The following is a 16330-nucleotide window of genomic DNA, read 5'->3' on the forward strand; positions in this document are numbered from 1 at the left end:
CCTGTACTCGCAGTCGTAGCGCTTGAGTCTTCCCGGTACGGGCGGGATCGGCTAGGCGCACTTGGCCGATCAGTTGGGTCGGGCTTTCGTCGAAACACGCCACGGCCGGTAGGTCAGGCCTCTCAGCACGTCCTCCATGCGCGCGAGAACCTCGCATCGACCTTAGGAATGCACAACATGTCCTCGCGCCGCCGGCTAGAGATCGTGCTCGGTCAGGCGCCGGCACACCGTTCACGCGACCTGTGGCCAGCAGTTCCAGCGTCCAGGAGCTGCGGCCTGGCCACCAGCAAGGCTTCCTCCTCGCCGCTCCAGATTGCGTTCTGCCCGGGGTCGCGGCACCTCGCTGAGCGCCGCTCCTAGGCCAATGCTTCATCAAGCGGCGTTTGGTGCGGTAGACGTGGAGCCCCTACCACTGTGCTGGCGATGATCTCGTCGATCTGGTCCGCGTCGGCGGCGAGCAGGATCGGCGTTTTTGCGCCCCGGATACTTGGCGCAGTATCGCTGTGAGTTCGTTCTTGTTGGAGTTTGTCGAGGTCGGACGAATTAATTGGCGTCCACCCGCCAGCTCGCCCTCCGCTTTACCGAAAAGCAGTGCCAGTATCTCGCGCCTTGATCTAGACCTACGGCCTGCTCAACGGTCGCCCGCCGGGCGAACGCGACATGCAACGTTTCTTCGGCACCGCACCTTCTGTCCATCAGATGGTGCTCACCCTCAAGCGCGCCGGATTGATCCGCAGGCAACCGGCATCGCGCGCAGCAGTGAACTGCTTCGAACCCGAAAAACGGAACCGGTTCGAACCCGAAAGCCTACCCAGGCTAACCAGCGAACCCATCAAATCTTCGGGGCAGAGGTACTCGTGCACCCCTGAGCCTCTGTATTGCGCGGATGGAAAACCGCCTTGGGATTACGCCGTGCGAACGCTTCATCGATGGCGTGCGACTGCCAACCTAGCCGATCCAGCAGCCTATCCGCAGACCGGCGAGGGATCGTGCGTCGTCCCTCTCAGTTCAAGCATGCCGGACGGTGTGCACGCAAGTACCCGCCTCCGCTGTTCCGTGCAGTTCAGACGGATTCGCACAAACGAACGATTGTTTGTTGACAAACAAACATATGTACTATAGCAGTTGTGAGTTACCACCAGCGGCCTCTCGCCGAACGGAGTTCGCTTTTTAATAAAAAAGGGGAACCATCATGCATCATGTCATAGGCAATGTGAGCCGCCGGGCTTTGCTCAAAACGGGCGCTGCGGTTGCTGGGGGAATCATAGTTGCGGGCTTGCCGCTATCCCAGGCCATTTGGGCAGCCGAGGGCAAGGTGCTGAAAGCGCGGGCCACCGGCGACATCGACAAGCTGGATCCGGGGTTCTACAACAATTCTTATAATGTCGATGTGATGAACTGTATTTATTCGAAGCTCACGCGCTACAAGGCGGGCTCCGAATGGGGGTGGGAGCTCGAGGGGGCAGAAAAGATCGAGCAGGTGGACTCGACGCATATCCGCTTCCGCGTAAAGAAAGGGATCACGTTTACCGGTGGTCACGGCGAGATGACCGCCCGGGATGTAAAGTTCTCCTTCGAACGTATCATCAAGCACAATTCGCCGGTGAAGCTCGATTGGGGGCCGCTCGATCATGTTGAGGTAGAGGATGACTATACTGGCGTGATCGTGCTCAAGGCACCGTTCGTGCCGCTCTGGAACATCACGCTTCCCTATGGCTGCGGCCATATTGTTTCCGAGGATGCGGTGATGAAGGCGAACAAGGACGGCGGTGATTTCGGTATGAATCCGCCCGCCTTTTCTGGGCCCTATGTGCTCGCGGATTGGAAGCCGAACCAGTATGTGCTTCTGACTCGCAATTCCAACTGGTCAGGCCCGAAGCCGGGCTTTGACGAAATCCGCATCGTTCCGATTTCGGATGACAAGGCTGCGGAACGCGCCTACCGAGCCGGCGATGTCGATTTCTCTAAAATCAGTGTTGATTCTCTTGCGGGCTTCAAAAGCAGCCCCCCCGCCAACACCAAGGTCGAGGAAAAGCCCTCGCTCTGGTATCATTGGATCGGGATGAACATGGACCATCCGAAGCTGAAGGACGTCAATGTCCGCAAGGCGATCCAATGGGCGATCAACGTGCCGCAGATCCTAGATGCCGCCTTTTCTGGCCAGGCAAACGTCGCGACAGGCCCGATTGCGCCAGGCCTCGTCGGGCACCGCGAGAAGTCGCTCATACCGCCGGAAGGTGATCTGGCACGCGCCAAGGAGTTTCTGGAAACGGCCGGTGTTAGCGATCTAACCTTGATCGTCGATTGTCCTAGTGGAAGCGAATACTCGACAGTTGCCCAAGTGGTGCAGGCACAATTGTCTCAGATTGGCATCACGGTCGAGGTCCGTCTCAACGAATCGTGGACGATCGGCATGGAATCGGAAGGCGAACGTTGGAAGGATTTGCAGCTAATCGTCAATGCATACTCTAGTGTGCCGGATCCGTATTATGCAACCACCTACTTCGTGCAGGAGCAAGTGGGCGTCTGGAACTGGGAGCGCTTCCGCAGCGTGCGTTTCGACGAGCTCAATGCTAAGGCGGTTACCATCAGTGATCCGGAGGAGCGTGCCAAGGTATATTACGAGATGCAGGATCTCATGGAAGACTCCGGTGCCTATCGCTTCCTCACAAACGGAGGATCGCCGATCATGTATCGCTCCACGAAACTTGAAGCGGCAACCCGTCCGGACGGGTTGCCGCTGTTTCTCGAGTTCAAGCCGATTTAAGCTCGATCGATGTGATTGGACCCGGAACCGTGTGGCTCTATCTCTTGACACGAATTGTCCTCGCAGCCGTAATCATTGTGACCGCGGTTACGCTTGTATTCCTTATGATTCATGCGGTGCCGGGCGACCCCGCCGCGGCTCTACTTGGCCCACGCGCGACGCCAGAGATGAAAGCGCAGATCCATCAGCAGATGGGGTTGGATAAACCGTTGATCGTTCAGATTGCTACCTTCTTCGGTGGGCTGCTACACGGCAATCTTGGCTTTGACGTGTTCAGCCAGAGATCTGTCGCTGACATCGTCTTCGAACAATTGCCTTACACGATCGAACTGGTCGTGGTCTCGATCTTGTGGGCGGGCTTGGTTGGCGTGCCGCTGGGCTGTTACTCGGCCATGAAGCGTAACGCTCTGATGGATCAGGTAGTTGGCGTCGTTGGGGTCGCGACGATCGCCATTCCTTCATTTGTCATGGCAGTATACGGACTTCTGATATTCGCTGTCGTGCTGGGGTGGCTGCCAGCGATCGGGGCTGGCGAAGGTTTGTCGGACAGCATCCTCCATCTGGTTCTGCCGGCCTTCGCCATTGGGATTGGCTGGGTTGGCTATATCTCCCGACTCGTACGAGCATCCATGCTCGAGGTTTTGGGGGAAAACCATGTACGAATGGTTCGCTCCTTCGGAATTTCGGAATGGCGTATCGTTACACGCTACGCGCTGCCTTTGGCAATCCTACCGACGGTAACCATCGTCGGCGTAGGGATAGCGTGGCTTCTCTCATCTGCCGTATTTATAGAAATGGTTTTCGCAAGACCTGGAATAGGCGCGTTGGTAATTAACGCAGTCAATACCCGCAACTATCCGGTCGTAATGGGAGTTGTGCTGGTCACCGCTCTTCTCACAGTCGTCGCAACAACGGTTTCGGACCTGATCGCTGCAGTGCTTGATCCTCGAACCCGCGAGACCCTTTAACATGGCGAGCGTTGAAGCAATCCGCGGCGAAGCGAATGGAGAGCAGGATCCCGGCGTTCTTCGTAAATGTTTTCGACGATTGTGCCAGAACCGTATGGGCGTGCTTGGAGCCGCACTCGTCGTGCTCGTGTTCGCGAGCGCGCTCTTTGCTCCGCTGATCATTACTCATGATCCAATCCGCATCATGGTCGGTCCGCGTTTGGCCGACCCTTCGCTAAATTTTCTGTTGGGCACCGATCAACTGGGCCGCGATACATTCTCGCGCGTTATCATCGGCGGCCGCATCCCCCTGCTGGTCGCGTTCGCCTCCCTCGGCAGTTCACTGGCAGCCGGCCTGGTCCTTGGTCTTATAGCAGGCTTCGGGCCGCGCTGGCTTGACAACTTGCTTCTGGTGCTCTTCGATACAATCCGCTCCTTTCCCGGCATCATTTTCGCGTTGGCCGTCATTGGGCTACTTGGACCCAGTCTGGGCAGCGTCATTTTGGTCATCGCGATAACGTCCATGCCTATTTATGCGCGCGTCGTCTGCACGCAGACAAAGGCCCTTCGCAACAGCGAATATATTGCAGCGGAGCGAAGCATGGGGGCCGGTAGCACGCGCATTCTTGCCGTGCACGTACTGCCCAACGTCATCGGCCCGCTCCTCATTCTCGTGAGCATGGACGTGCCGGCCGTCATCGCCGTAGAGGCGGGTCTCAGCTTTCTCGGCTTGGGCGTGCGACCACCGACGCCCGATTGGGGAGCTATCCTCAACGATGGATATAGCTACATCAATGCGACGCCCTGGCTGGTTATCGCCGGCGGCATTCCGATCATCCTCGCAACGTTAGGTTTCACATTCTTGGGTGAGGCGTTGCGCGACATGTTCGATCCCAAGCTGCGGAAAGACCTATGAGACGCGGGGATTGGATATCCCATACCTCCACCCGGCCGCTTCTTGAGATTCGCGGACTCGATCTGGATTTCGGCACATCGCGTGGGCGCGTCCACGCCCTTCGCAATGTTTCGCTTGATGTGCCAGCCGGACAGGTGGTTGGAATCGTCGGCGAAAGCGGATCCGGTAAGTCGACGCTAGCCTATACGGTGATGGGCCTCCTTCCTGAAAATGCAGCTGTCACAGCCGGCAGCATTGTTTTCGAGGGTCGAGACCTGCTCAAAATGCCCCCTCCTGCGCGTCGGAGTTTGCTCGGCGATCGTCAATCGATGATTTTCCAGGACCCGATGACCGCACTCAATCCGGTGCGGAGAATCGAGAGTCAAATGATCGATATCCAGCACCACCTGAAACTAAGCTGGGGTCAGAAACGCGGTCATGCGATCGACATGCTTCACCGGGTCGGAATTCCGGATCCGCAAACTCGGATCGCTGCCTATCCGCATCACTTCTCAGGTGGCATGCGCCAGCGCATCTGCATAGCCATGGCGCTTCTTGTGAAGCCGACGCTCCTCATCGCCGACGAGCCGACCACTGCGCTCGATGCAACGCTAGAAGTGCAGATCATTCATTTGCTCAAGGATCTGCAAAAAGAAATTGGTTGCTCGATTCTCTTCGTTTCCCACCACCTCGGCGCGGTGGCTGAGTTGTGCGACCGAGTCGCCGTCATGTATGCGGGAGAAGTGGTGGAACAGGGCGCCGTTCGGGACATCTTCCACAATCCTGCTCATCCCTACACGCGCGCGCTGCTTGAGTGCGATCCCGGGCGTATCAAAAAAAGCACGCGCACTTTGCGGACCATACCCGGCGAGGTACCCAGTCTCCTGGGCACCAAGGTAGGATGCATGTTTCGGACACGTTGTGCACATGCGTCCAACCGCTGTCTGCAAGAGGACCCGGTTGAGTACCGCATCGCAGTGGGCCAAGTAGCCCGGTGCCATCTCCTCGACGAAGTGCGGTTGATTTCGGCATGAGCGCGCTGCTTCAGGTTAAGGCCCTGCGCGTCAGCTTCCGCACTATGGGTCCGCTGAAGGCGCTCGCGACCGGGACGAAAGCCCCTTTCATTGACGCTGTATGCGGTGTGTCCTTTCAAGTCCGCAAGGGCGAGACACTCGCCCTTGTCGGTGAAAGCGGCTCAGGCAAATCTACCATCGCGCGCACGATAGTGGGCTTGCAGCGGGCCGTGAGCGGCAGCATCAGCTTCGGCGGGCAGGAAATAGAGGAACTCAGCGGGGCTGAACGCAAGCCCTCTTTGCGGCGCATGGCGATGGTGTTCCAGGACCCCGTCGGATCACTCTCGCCCAGGCTGACGGTTGGATCGCTCCTGACAGAGCCTTTTCGCATCCATGGATTAAAGAACCGCGATGCCGGAGCCGAAGCGGCGCGCCTACTAAGTATGGTCGGCCTGCCGGTTGATCTTGTTCGTCGCTATCCCCATCAGCTTTCCGGCGGTCAGGCCAGGCGTGTGGGAATCGCGCGAGCCCTTGCGCTCGAACCCGATTTGATCATCGCCGATGAGCCGACTGCAGGCCTCGACGTCTCGGTGCAGGGCGAGGTGCTAAACCTGCTCGCACGGCTTCAGGACGAACTCGGCATGGCGATCCTGATCATCTCACACAATCTCAATGTCGTGCGCCATATGACCGATCGCATGGCGATCATGTATCTAGGCCGCTTCATTGAGGTCGGCTCGACTGAGCATATCTTTGATCACGCGCGTCACCCCTACACGCAGGCGCTGCTTGCGGCCAATCCTGAGCCTGACCCGGATGCTGTGCTGAACAGGATCGAGCTTAAGGGCGAGGTCCCGAGCATGATGAGGCGGCCATTGGGCTGCGAGTTCCACACCCGCTGTCGCTACGCGCAGGATATCTGCAGCCGCGTTTTCCCAGAACCCTCAACAAACCCGGATGATACGGAGCACAGCTTCAGATGCCATTTTCCACTGGAGCGCGAAAGCGCGCTGCTGCTGCAGCAAAGACAGCTTTCTCCAGTTGGAACCCAAACCGATGACGAGTCATGATGCGCGCTCGCCCCAGACCATAGGGACAAGAAGAGGATTGCTGAAATGAGACTGGGCGAAGGTGAACTTCGGCGCGGCGGAGGACACGGGCGCCTACATTGCCGTTCTCCGACCGGGCGACGTGCTCAATTCACCCCGATCTCAAAACGGGGTCCCGCCCAGCGGCCTCCCCTGATCCATCATCCCGTGTTTTGCTTGGACGGCTAAAAGGCCGCTGAAAAGCCAAGCACAATGTGCTCGATCACAATTCGCACGTCCCAACAGGACCGATCAGATGACACTAGCCTCAATTGAGAATCTTGACCTCGCTATCCTGTTCGACAATAAGCCGCGCTGGAGCGTTCCCGACCACCGCCGTCATGGCTTTCACAACTTGCACAGGATCGCCCGCTACAGCATCACCTTCCGTGCCCCGTCGTTTCTGCCCTTTCGCAAGCAGGTCGACTGGACAATCGGCGAGCGCCCGGAGGTCGCCCGCTTCCTCGCCATGCCGCATTTCTCCGCCTTCGTCGTGGTGCAGGGCAACCACATCCTTTACGAGGCCTATGCGCCGGACTTTGGACCCGACAAGACGCAGAGCATTCAGTCTATCACCAAGACGACGCTGAACCTCATGCTCGGCCGCGCGGTGGCCGATGGCCTGGTAGACCTCGACCGCAGGGTTAGGGACTATTTGCCCGAGATCGGGACAGGTTATGCGGAGGCCACCATACGCGACGTCGCCGACATGAACGTTGCCAACCACTTCTCCGAGGATCTGAGCGAGCCCAACACAATGTGGTGGACCATGGAGCGCCACATCGGATGGCGCTTGCCACCTGAGGGTGAGAAGGAGGGTGCACTTCGCTCCTTCCTCTGTGGGATTACTAGCAACGATGTTGTAAACCGCACCGGCAAAGCGATCTACAAGTCAACCAACAGCGAAATTATCGGGTGGGTCATTGAACGCGCCAGCGGCCGAGCATTGCGCGAATGGTTGATTGAGATCGTGGAGGCAGCGGGCCTCGAGGGATGCTTTCACATCACCTGCGACCGCGAGGGCGTACCGCTGCTCAACGGCGGCGCGTGCCTCTCCGTCCGCGATCTCGCGCGCTATGGCCTGCTCTTTGCACGCAAGGGCGAGGGTGTTGACGGCCGGCGCGTAGGCGATGCCGTGTTTATCGAAGAGACACGTCGTAATCCCGGACCTCCCCTCGACTGGCAGTCGCATAACTGTATGTGGTATAGCCGACAGACGTACACCGATGGCACCTTTGTCTCTCACGGAGGTTGGGGCGGCAGTCACATGCTCGCGAACCCCGACACAGGCACCGTCGTCGTCTACTTAGGCGTGCTCGAGAATTGGAGCGCCAGCTCCGGCGACTTCAGCGGTCAGTTGGTGAAGATGATGGCCGAGCTGGCTGCAGAATGTTGAATTTTAGAGGTAGACGGCTGCATTGTGCATTGAGGCGGAGCGCATTTTGCTCGCTTGCGCCGTGCGTCCGGCTAAAATAAACATCACCTGGTTCTCACCGCTGCCGGCATTCCGATCCTCCTCGCCACGACCGCTGCGATCAGAACTTGGCTGGTGCGCCGGCTGCACTATCATCCATCATCTCCACTCACGCCGAGAGCGGCATTGACCTGAGACCCTGAAGCTCCTGCAGTTTTATTCCGTACCGCTCAATCAAGTGCTCCGCTACCATTGTTTGGACCGCCGGAAGGTGGAGTTTCCCGGCTGCTTCACGATGACGGGCTGGTGGCGCCATCGGGATGGATCAACGAGATCGGGACCTTGTGTCCGATTGCGCCATGTGGGCGCACGTCGTTATAGTATCTGCACCAATCCTCCAACTTTTTGGCCGCGTCGGCAAGCGTCAGGAACCAGTGGGCATTGAGGCCGAGCCGATCTGGACAGAGTTCCTGCGCAAGCTGACACGTCGCGGCCTGCGCGGCGTCAAGCTCGTTGTCTCCGATGCTCACGAAGGCCTCAAGGCGGCCGTCACCAAGGTGCTGTGCGCGACATGGCAGAGGTGCCGCGTCCACTTCATGAGGAACGTGCTGGCCCATGCCGGCAAGAGCGGCCGCAGGGTCGTCTCAGCCTTCATCGCCACCGCTTTCGCCCAGGAAACGCCCGAGGCCGCGTCCGTACAATGGCGCGCCGTCGCCGACCAGATCCGGCCGAAGGTGCCGAAGCTGGCGACAATCATGGACGACGCCGAGCCCGACGTGCTGGCCTACATGACCTTCCCCAAGGAACATCGCGCCAAGCTCCACTCGACCAATCCGATCGAACGTCTCAACGGCGAGATCAAGCGGCGCACCGAGGTCGTCGGAATCTTCCGAACGACGGTGCGATCGTGCGCCTCGTCGGCGCAATCCTGCTCGAACAGAACGATGAATGGGCAGTGCAGCGGGCCAGATATATGACTCTGGAAACGATCAGCCAGATGAGCGATGATCCCCTGATCAGCCTGCCAGCCGTGGCGCGCTGATCAGCCCGGCCCATGCCGGAGAGCACGGCGACTAATGCCGCCAGCTACACCACGCCGCGGGACACGATCCATGTCGCGATCTTAGGAGCAGGAGCGGGAATTAAGACCCGCGGATGTATGCCGCAACCTTGGGATCTCGGAAGGGACTTCCATAAATGCAGCCAAGTCGGTGGCATGGATGTTCCGTTGCGCAGCGGAAGGCTGATGAAAGGAGAACGCCAAGCTGAAGAAGCTGCTGGCCCCAGCAGATGCCGGATAATGCCATCGTGAAGGATGTCGCTGCAAAAACATGACGCCCGATGCCAAGTGGCACACTTGTGGCCCACGGCAGCGAGCTACAAGGGCCATGCAAGGCTTTCGTGGATTGCTCAACGTCGCTAAGCTTTGATGCCGTCTCCGCTGCGATGAAGACGGTGGCTGCAGGCGAACGACGCCGGTTCGGCTATCGGCGCATCCACATCATGCTTCAAGGGCAGGAACCCTGAACCCGCCGACCATTTGTGAAGGGGGAGCTGACCAAACCAGGCTCCAGCGCCCGTTTTTCCGTTTGTCGATCATCAACTTGCCCTGGACCTGTCCATGGCCGTCGAAGGCCCTTAGATGCAAGCGACTGCAAATGCCGCGAAATCCCGACGTTGACCGAATTAGTCTTTTGCTGCTTAGTCAATAACTACCCTCGATTGACCAAGGACGTCAGGGTCAGGATTGACGCCGATCCCTGGTCCGTCGGGCGGCGAAATCTCGCCGCCAATGCGCGCGGGTGCGCCGGCGTCCAGGCGTGGCGCAACATACCCTGACAGGTCGCACGTGTTCAAAAGCCGACTTACGGGTGTGGCGGCGGCCAAGTGAAGCAAAGCGCCAGTGGTGACGTCGGATCCCCACGTATCCTCGATGCACATCTTGGCACCGAGGTGCAAGCATAGATCGCGAAGACGCCGAAGTGCGCTAAGTCCGCCAGATTTGGAGAGCTTCAATGCGACGGCATCCATACAGCCGAGATTGTAGGCCTTCAGCAAGGAGCCACTGTCATAGCCGTTTTCATCGATTTTCATGGGTAGGCCTGTGGCAGCCCGGACTGCAGCGCACTCTTCCAAGGTCGCGCAAGGCTGTTCCAGCATGATGTCGAGTGATGCAACGGCTTTGCCGACGCGGGTCGCGTCCAACCGGGTCGCACCGCAATTCCAGTCTCCGTAGACGAGAGGACCAGGGCCAACCGCCTCGCGCACTTGCTGAAGCCGCGCTACGTCGGATTCCCAATTGTTGTCCGTACCCAGCTTGACCTGGAACTGCCGCATCCCTTCAGCGAATGCTTCCCGTGCGATACGCGCCATTTCGTCCGGTGCAGTACAGGTAATCGAATGATACAGCGGCATTCGCAGCGCCTGACGTCCGCCGAGAAGGGCGTAGAGAGGCAATTTTGCAGCTTTGCCTGTAATGTCCCAAAGCGCTAAGTCTAGTGCGGATTTCGCGTAAACGTGCCCCTGCAGCCATGCGTCGAGCTTGGTCATCAAGGCTTCGGGTCCGATAGGGTCGGCCCCAATAATAACTGGCGCCATATATTCGAGCGCTGGGCGGACACCTTCTGCATACGCGGGTAGATAGTGGGGGATGGGGCAAACCTCGCCCCACCCCGAGATGTCTTCGTCGGTATCAACGCGAACCATTACCGATGTCACGGTATCGCAGGTTTTTCCGCCGGCCATGTGATAAGCAACATGGCTGGTCAGGGCAACCTCCCAGACCACGAGCCTCGTTATTTTCATGCTAGTCCTCGCCCATGTCTAAGAACATTCAACTAATTGGTTCAATGCCGTGGTAAATACACAGTGCACCCGGGGGAGGGTGCGGTGGAAAGACGTGTCACCCGCGGGGTGATCTCATGCTGGCTTTTTTTTACTCCGTGAACCAAGCGCGCTCGGCCAAACGCGCGCCCGCCATTGAGCGAACGAGATCAGGCCCGACGCCATCGACCTTGGTGCTGTAGCCGTCTAAAGTAGCAGGGAACGCGAAGATGCAATTGCCGCCGTCCTGGCTGCAGATCGCCTGCATTTCCTGATACATCGATCGGCGTTTGTCCACGTCGAGCTCCGTGCGGGCGCTTTGCAGCATTTGGCTGAACCGGTCGTTACACCACCGCGATTCATTCCAGGGAGCGTCGCACTTGAAAGCAAGCGAGAACATCATTCCGGGCGTGGGCCGTGTACCCCAATAGGTCGTGAAGTACGGCCGCTTCATCCAGATGTTGGACCAATATCCATCGTCTGGTTCTCGCTTGACGGCGAGATTGATTCCGGCGGCTCGCGCTTGCTCGGCCATCAGAACGGCAGAATCGACGGCGCCCCCAAAGGCGGCGTCCGCAGCACTAAGTTCCACATTAAGCGACGAGAGCCCGGCCTGCTTCAAATGCCACTTCGCCTTGTCCGGATCGTATTTGCGATGCGGCAAGGACTTATTGAAAAACGGGTCGTTGCTCGCGATCGGCTGGTCATTGCCGACTTCCGCAAACCCCGAGAAGACGCTGGCAACCAGCCTTTCGCGGTCAATTGCGTATTTAATTGCCTCGCGGACATTGTTGTCCGAATAGGGCTTGTTGCTGATGTCCATGGCGCTACCGACGTAGGTGCCGCCCACCGTCTCCACGATTTTTAGTTGCTGGTTTCGCTTTACCAACTGAACGATCTTCGGCTCGATCCGATCAACCGCGTCGACAGCGCCTGTCGTTAGGGCATTAGCCCGAGCTGTAGCGTCATTGATATAAGTGAATTCCACGCCATCGAACCAGGCGCGATCGGCTTTCCAGTAGTTCGGATTGCGATGGGCACTAAGCGTTACACCCGGCTGGAATTTATCGAGGACATAGGGTCCCGTCCCAATAAAGGTGATCCAGTCTTTGAAGCCCTCGGGTACGATCTGAAGGTGGAAATCGCCAAGGATAACAGGGACGTCAACGTCACCGGTTTTGTGTTCAATGACAACGACGTTGTCCCCGTCGGTGCGAATGTCCGCAAAATCCTCAAGCAGGCCCTTTGCCGCCGATTTGGAGTCAGCTGCGGTATGCCTTTTCAGGGAGTAAACCACATCGGCTGAAGTCAGCTTCTTGCCGTTCGTGAATTCCACGCCCTTGCGCAGCTTGAACCTCCAGGTCTTGGCGTCTTTGCTGGCCTCCCAGCTCTCAGCTAACTCCGGAACTGGGCTCTTGTCCGGCGCGAGCTCTACTAGATTGTTTCCGAAAAGCCACCCACAGGCATAGTGGGGATCGGAAAAGTAGGACATGGGATCAAGGCTGTCGACCGTTGCGCCTTGGGAGTAGCCTATGCGTAAAGTTCCCCCTCGCCTGGGCGTCGAGGCCAAAGCCGGGCCGCCGCGCAAGCTGGCGCCTGCAATCGCCGCGGCGCCAGCGACGAGCAAGGTTCGCCGGGTTGGACGCCATGACAGGTGACCATTCATGGAAATTCTCCCATTTTACCCCAGTCAGTTTCACCGCTGTTATGGGGCGAAGAACAGCAGCGCTTTGACGAGCATGCCATGGAGGTCCTTCCCGACTTATTTGTTTTGTCCGACCGTCCGTTGGTTGACGAAGGTACGATTGTTTTATTAGGCTGTCCATACAAAAACATTTGTGCCATGACTGTTCGCGGAGGGACCGTTGGGAAACATTTCAAAGCTGATCATCACGCGCCTCGCCCTGGGGATTTTTGTCCTATGGGTGGTGTCGCTTTTTATCTTCCTCGGGGTGTCCCTGCTTCCCGGAGATGTGGCGACCGAAATACTGGGCCAGTCCGCCCTCCCTGAAACGGTCGCGGCCTTTCGACACGAACTGGGGCTCGATCTGCCCCTTCACATCAGATATGTGCACTGGCTCGGTGGTTTGCTTACCGGGGATCTCGGACACTCCCTCGCAAACGGGCGTGCCGTCTCACAGTTGATAGGCGAGCGTCTGGGCAATACCTTGTTCCTGGCCGGCGTTGCGGCCTGCTTCTCTGTACCGGTGTCGTTGCTCTTGGGGTTGCTCACTGCGCTTTATCGCGGGTCGGTCTTCGACCGCTTAGCGAACGCGGTCACACTCACCTGGATCTCATTTCCTGAGTTCTTCGTGGCCTACATCCTGATCATGTTCTTCTCCGTCCAGGCGGGCTGGTTTCCCAGCCTGTCGACGATCAGAGACAGCGACAGCTTTACGCATTCCCTCTACTTGGTGACGTTGCCGGCAATGACGCTCACTCTGGTCGTTGCCGCGCATATGATGCGCATGACGCGTGCGGCAATTATTAGCGTTCTGGGCAGTCCGTTTATAGAGATGGCAAAGCTCAAGGGCATTGGCCAGCGGCGGGTCATTGTGTGGCATGCGCTACCCAATGCCCTGGCACCGATTATCAACGTCGTGGTGATCGACCTCGCCTACCTGATTGTAGGCGTTGTCGTGGTTGAAGTTGTGTTCGTATATCCAGGACTCGGGCAGCTCATGATCGACTCCGTTCAGCGCCGCGATATTACGGTCGTTCAAGCCTGCAGCCTAATATTTGCAGCGACTTACATCTTGCTGAACATGTTCGCTGATGTGTTGGCGATTGCAACGAATCCGAGGCTTATGTACCCCAAATGAGCACTTCCGCTGATCTTTCCCCGCGCCCGAGCATAGGCCCGACCGGTGAGCCTCATCACCGGGATCCCGGCCGCCTTAGGGCACTACTCGAAGGCCTTCGCGTGGCGCCTCTAAGCGTCTGGTTCGGTCTTGTCATCGTGGTCATCTACGTCGTGGTTGCGCTATTTGCGTCCGTGATTGCCCCATACGGGGAAGGCCAGGTGGTTGGATCACAGTTTGATCCGTGGACTGCCCAGCATCTATTGGGTACCGACAATCTTGGTCGGGACACGCTGTCGCGATTAATATACGGTGCACGAAACACCGTCGGCATCGCGTTTTTGACGACATCGCTTGCCTTTCTTATTGGCGGCAGCGCCGGGCTTGTTGCGGCTGTCGTCGGCGGTTGGGTCGATCAGGTCCTGGCGCGACTGGTAGACATCCTGATGGCAGTCCCGCAGCTGATTTTTGCCTTGCTGCTGCTTACGATTTTCGGTGCGTCGGTCACTTCGTTGGTTTCGATTATTGCCGTGCTCGACGCGACGCGCGTCTTTCGCCTGGCGCGCGCGGCTGGAATGAACATCGCGGTGATGGATTATGTCGAGGTAGCGCGCCTGCGGGGGGAGGGACTGATCTGGATACTCTGGCGTGAGGTGTTACCGAACATTTTGCCTCCGCTCGTGGCCGAATTCGGTTTGCGTTTTTGCTTCGTTTTTCTCCTGATCAGCTCCCTTTCGTTTTTGGGCATCGGCCTGCAGCCACCTACGGCAGACTGGGGCTCCATGGTGAGGGACAACGCAATTCTTATCACCTACGGTGATATCACCCCACTGTTGCCCGCCGCCGCCATTGCCCTTCTGACGGTCGGGATAAATTTTCTGGTGGATTGGTTTCTGCACGAATCGAGCGGTTTAGATGACGAAACTTGATAGCATCCGTGGCACCAAAGGCGATCTCATACTGGATGTGAGAGGCCTTCGAATCGGTGCCAAGAGCAAAGCCGGTTGGGCCCAAATCGTCAAAGGGATTGATCTCACGCTGCGACGCGGTGAGATACTTGGTCTTATCGGCGAATCCGGCGCCGGCAAGTCGACGATAGGGCTAGCCGCCCTTGGGTATGTTAAACCTGGTTGCCGGATCACGGATGGGACCATCCTTTTCGCTGGAGGAGATTTAAGCGAGCTTTCCGAGGCAGAGTTGCGGCGTCTCCGAGGCGTTAGGATCGCTTACGTCGCTCAGTCGGCGGCAGCTGCCTTCAATCCAGCGCATAGGCTTATCGATCAATACAGCGAAGTTGCCGTCGTTCACGGTGTTAGCGATGCTGCGTCCGCGCGCGCTCAGGCGGTCGAGCTTTATCGAAAGCTGCATCTGCCTGATCCGGACACTTTCGGCGAGCGCTTCCCGCACCAGGTCTCCGGTGGCGAGTTGCAAAGGGCGATGGTGGCGATGGCGTTGGCTTGCAAGCCGGATATCATAGTCTTCGACGAGCCAACGACCGCTCTTGATGTGACCACTCAAATCGAGGTGCTGGCAGCGATCAAGGATGTTGTCCGCGACTTCCACACCGCGGCGATCTATATCACCCATGATCTGGCGGTTGTCGCCCAGCTCGCTGATCGCATCATGGTGCTCCGGCACGGCGAGCTGGTAGAAGAAGGCAACACCCGGCAGATCTTGGAGCAGCCGTCGGCCGACTATACGCGCCAGCTACTGAGGCGTGATCCTCCAAAAAGCGATACAGCGACCGCAAGTCGAAAGATCCTAACCGTCTCCTCCGTGGATGCTGCTTACGGCTCGATCAAGGTACTCCATGACGTCAGCCTCTCCGTAGGGGAGGGCACCACGGTAGCGGTGGTAGGTGAATCAGGCTCAGGGAAATCAACGCTCGCACGCGTCGTCACCGGCCTGCTGCCGTGCAGCAAAGGCACTCTTTTGTTCGATGGCAGAGCGATTCATCCCTCGCTTAGACGCCGCAGCCTGGATTTACGGCGGCGCATCCAGCTTGTTCACCAAATGCCCGACACATCGTTGAATCCGCGCCACCGCGTGCGGGAGGTACTTGGGCGGCCATTGACCTTTTATCACGGGCTCACAGGCCGGCTTCGCACGGCACGCATGATTCAGCTGCTTGAGCAGATCGAGCTCGATCCCACTTTTCTGGATCGCTTTCCCGAAGAGCTCTCAGGTGGCCAGAAGCAGCGCTTGTGCATCGCGCGGGCGTTAGCCGCGAAGCCGGATTTGATCATTTGTGACGAGGTAACATCGGCCCTCGATCAATCGGTGGCGCAGGGCATCCTTAGGCTGCTGATGGAGCTACAAAGGAATCTGCGGGTTTCATATCTGTTCATCACCCACGACTTGCAGACCGTTAGAGCTATCGCAGACGAAGTCGTTGTGATGAATCAAGGGCGCATCGTTGAGCAAGGCCCGAAGGATGAGTTCTTCGCCCCTCCACATCATCCTTACACGCAACTCCTGCTAACCTCGGTTCCGCAGATGGACCCGGACTGGTTGGACACGATCCGAGAAACCCGTGCAGCGCTCGCCAGAGCGGTCAGCCTGGCCTGACAGGCTTCAGGCGC

At 58.2% G+C, this 16330-nt stretch carries 12 protein-coding genes and 1 pseudogene; 10 read left to right on the plus strand and 3 right to left on the minus strand.

Features of this window, described 5'->3' with window-relative positions; all coding sequences use genetic code 11:
• Positions 1-1192: 1192 nt before the first annotated feature.
• The 6 genes from NLY37_RS28250 (at position 1193) to NLY37_RS28275 (ending at position 8106) form a co-directional block, all read left to right on the plus strand.
• A complete protein-coding gene (locus NLY37_RS28250; RefSeq protein ID WP_023743450.1) occupies positions 1193-2767 on the plus strand; it encodes an ABC transporter substrate-binding protein in 1575 nt (524 codons plus the stop codon).
• A gap of 29 nt (positions 2768-2796) precedes the next feature.
• The gene (locus tag NLY37_RS28255; protein ID WP_023743449.1) at positions 2797-3735 is read left to right on the plus strand and encodes an ABC transporter permease; all 939 of its coding nucleotides are present in this window, start codon (positions 2797-2799) and stop codon (positions 3733-3735) included.
• Between the two features lies 1 nt (position 3736).
• Positions 3737-4630 carry an ABC transporter permease gene (locus tag NLY37_RS28260; protein ID WP_031246714.1) on the plus strand — a complete coding sequence of 298 codons (894 nt, stop codon included), beginning with the start codon at positions 3737-3739 and terminating at the stop codon, positions 4628-4630.
• The gene (locus tag NLY37_RS28265) at positions 4627-5643 is read left to right on the plus strand and encodes an ABC transporter ATP-binding protein (RefSeq protein WP_023743447.1); all 1017 of its coding nucleotides are present in this window, start codon (positions 4627-4629) and stop codon (positions 5641-5643) included. Before NLY37_RS28260 ends, NLY37_RS28265 begins: the two co-directional genes overlap by 4 nt.
• Positions 5640-6692 (plus strand): ABC transporter ATP-binding protein, encoded by a 1053-nt coding sequence (locus NLY37_RS28270; RefSeq protein ID WP_023743446.1) that lies wholly within the window; start codon positions 5640-5642, stop codon positions 6690-6692. The genes NLY37_RS28265 and NLY37_RS28270 overlap by 4 nt, the downstream gene beginning before the upstream one ends.
• A gap of 274 nt (positions 6693-6966) precedes the next feature.
• The gene (locus tag NLY37_RS28275) at positions 6967-8106 is read left to right on the plus strand and encodes a serine hydrolase domain-containing protein (RefSeq protein WP_023743445.1); all 1140 of its coding nucleotides are present in this window, start codon (positions 6967-6969) and stop codon (positions 8104-8106) included.
• A gap of 308 nt (positions 8107-8414) precedes the next feature.
• Here NLY37_RS28275 and NLY37_RS28280 read toward each other — a convergent pair whose 3' ends face one another.
• Positions 8415-8654, minus strand: a complete 240-nt coding sequence (locus NLY37_RS28280) for an integrase core domain-containing protein (RefSeq protein WP_502882115.1) — start codon at positions 8652-8654, stop codon at positions 8415-8417.
• On the opposite strand from NLY37_RS28280, the pseudogene NLY37_RS28285 reads away from it, so the two are divergent.
• Positions 8541-9166: pseudogene (locus tag NLY37_RS28285) on the plus strand (IS256 family transposase); the annotation flags it as partial. The gene NLY37_RS28280 and the pseudogene NLY37_RS28285 overlap by 114 nt on opposite strands.
• A 659-nt stretch (positions 9167-9825) precedes the next feature.
• On the opposite strand, the gene NLY37_RS28290 reads toward NLY37_RS28285, so the two are convergent.
• Both NLY37_RS28290 and NLY37_RS28295 read right to left on the minus strand, forming a co-directional pair.
• The gene (locus NLY37_RS28290) at positions 9826-10929 is read right to left on the minus strand and encodes a mandelate racemase/muconate lactonizing enzyme family protein (protein ID WP_023743385.1); all 1104 of its coding nucleotides are present in this window, start codon (positions 10927-10929) and stop codon (positions 9826-9828) included.
• A gap of 130 nt (positions 10930-11059) precedes the next feature.
• The gene (locus NLY37_RS28295) at positions 11060-12613 is read right to left on the minus strand and encodes an ABC transporter substrate-binding protein (RefSeq protein ID WP_023743386.1); all 1554 of its coding nucleotides are present in this window, start codon (positions 12611-12613) and stop codon (positions 11060-11062) included.
• Between the two features lie 199 nt (positions 12614-12812).
• Between NLY37_RS28295 and NLY37_RS28300 the strand changes: the two genes are divergently transcribed.
• The 3 genes from NLY37_RS28300 to NLY37_RS28310 all read left to right on the plus strand — a co-directional run bounded on the left by NLY37_RS28300 (position 12813) and on the right by NLY37_RS28310 (position 16316).
• On the plus strand, positions 12813-13769 hold the full coding sequence (locus NLY37_RS28300) for an ABC transporter permease (RefSeq protein ID WP_023743387.1): 957 nt from the start codon (positions 12813-12815) through the stop codon (positions 13767-13769).
• A gap of 101 nt (positions 13770-13870) precedes the next feature.
• A complete protein-coding gene (locus NLY37_RS28305) occupies positions 13871-14677 on the plus strand; it encodes an ABC transporter permease (protein ID WP_031246676.1) in 807 nt (268 codons plus the stop codon).
• Positions 14664-16316, plus strand: coding sequence for an ABC transporter ATP-binding protein (locus NLY37_RS28310; protein WP_023743389.1), 1653 nt, complete (start codon positions 14664-14666; stop codon positions 16314-16316). The genes NLY37_RS28305 and NLY37_RS28310 overlap by 14 nt, the downstream gene beginning before the upstream one ends.
• Positions 16317-16330: the final 14 nt, after the last annotated feature.

Source organism: Mesorhizobium sp. C395A (assembly GCF_030323205.1).
In the GTDB taxonomy this organism is placed as follows: Bacteria; Pseudomonadota; Alphaproteobacteria; order Rhizobiales; family Rhizobiaceae; genus Mesorhizobium.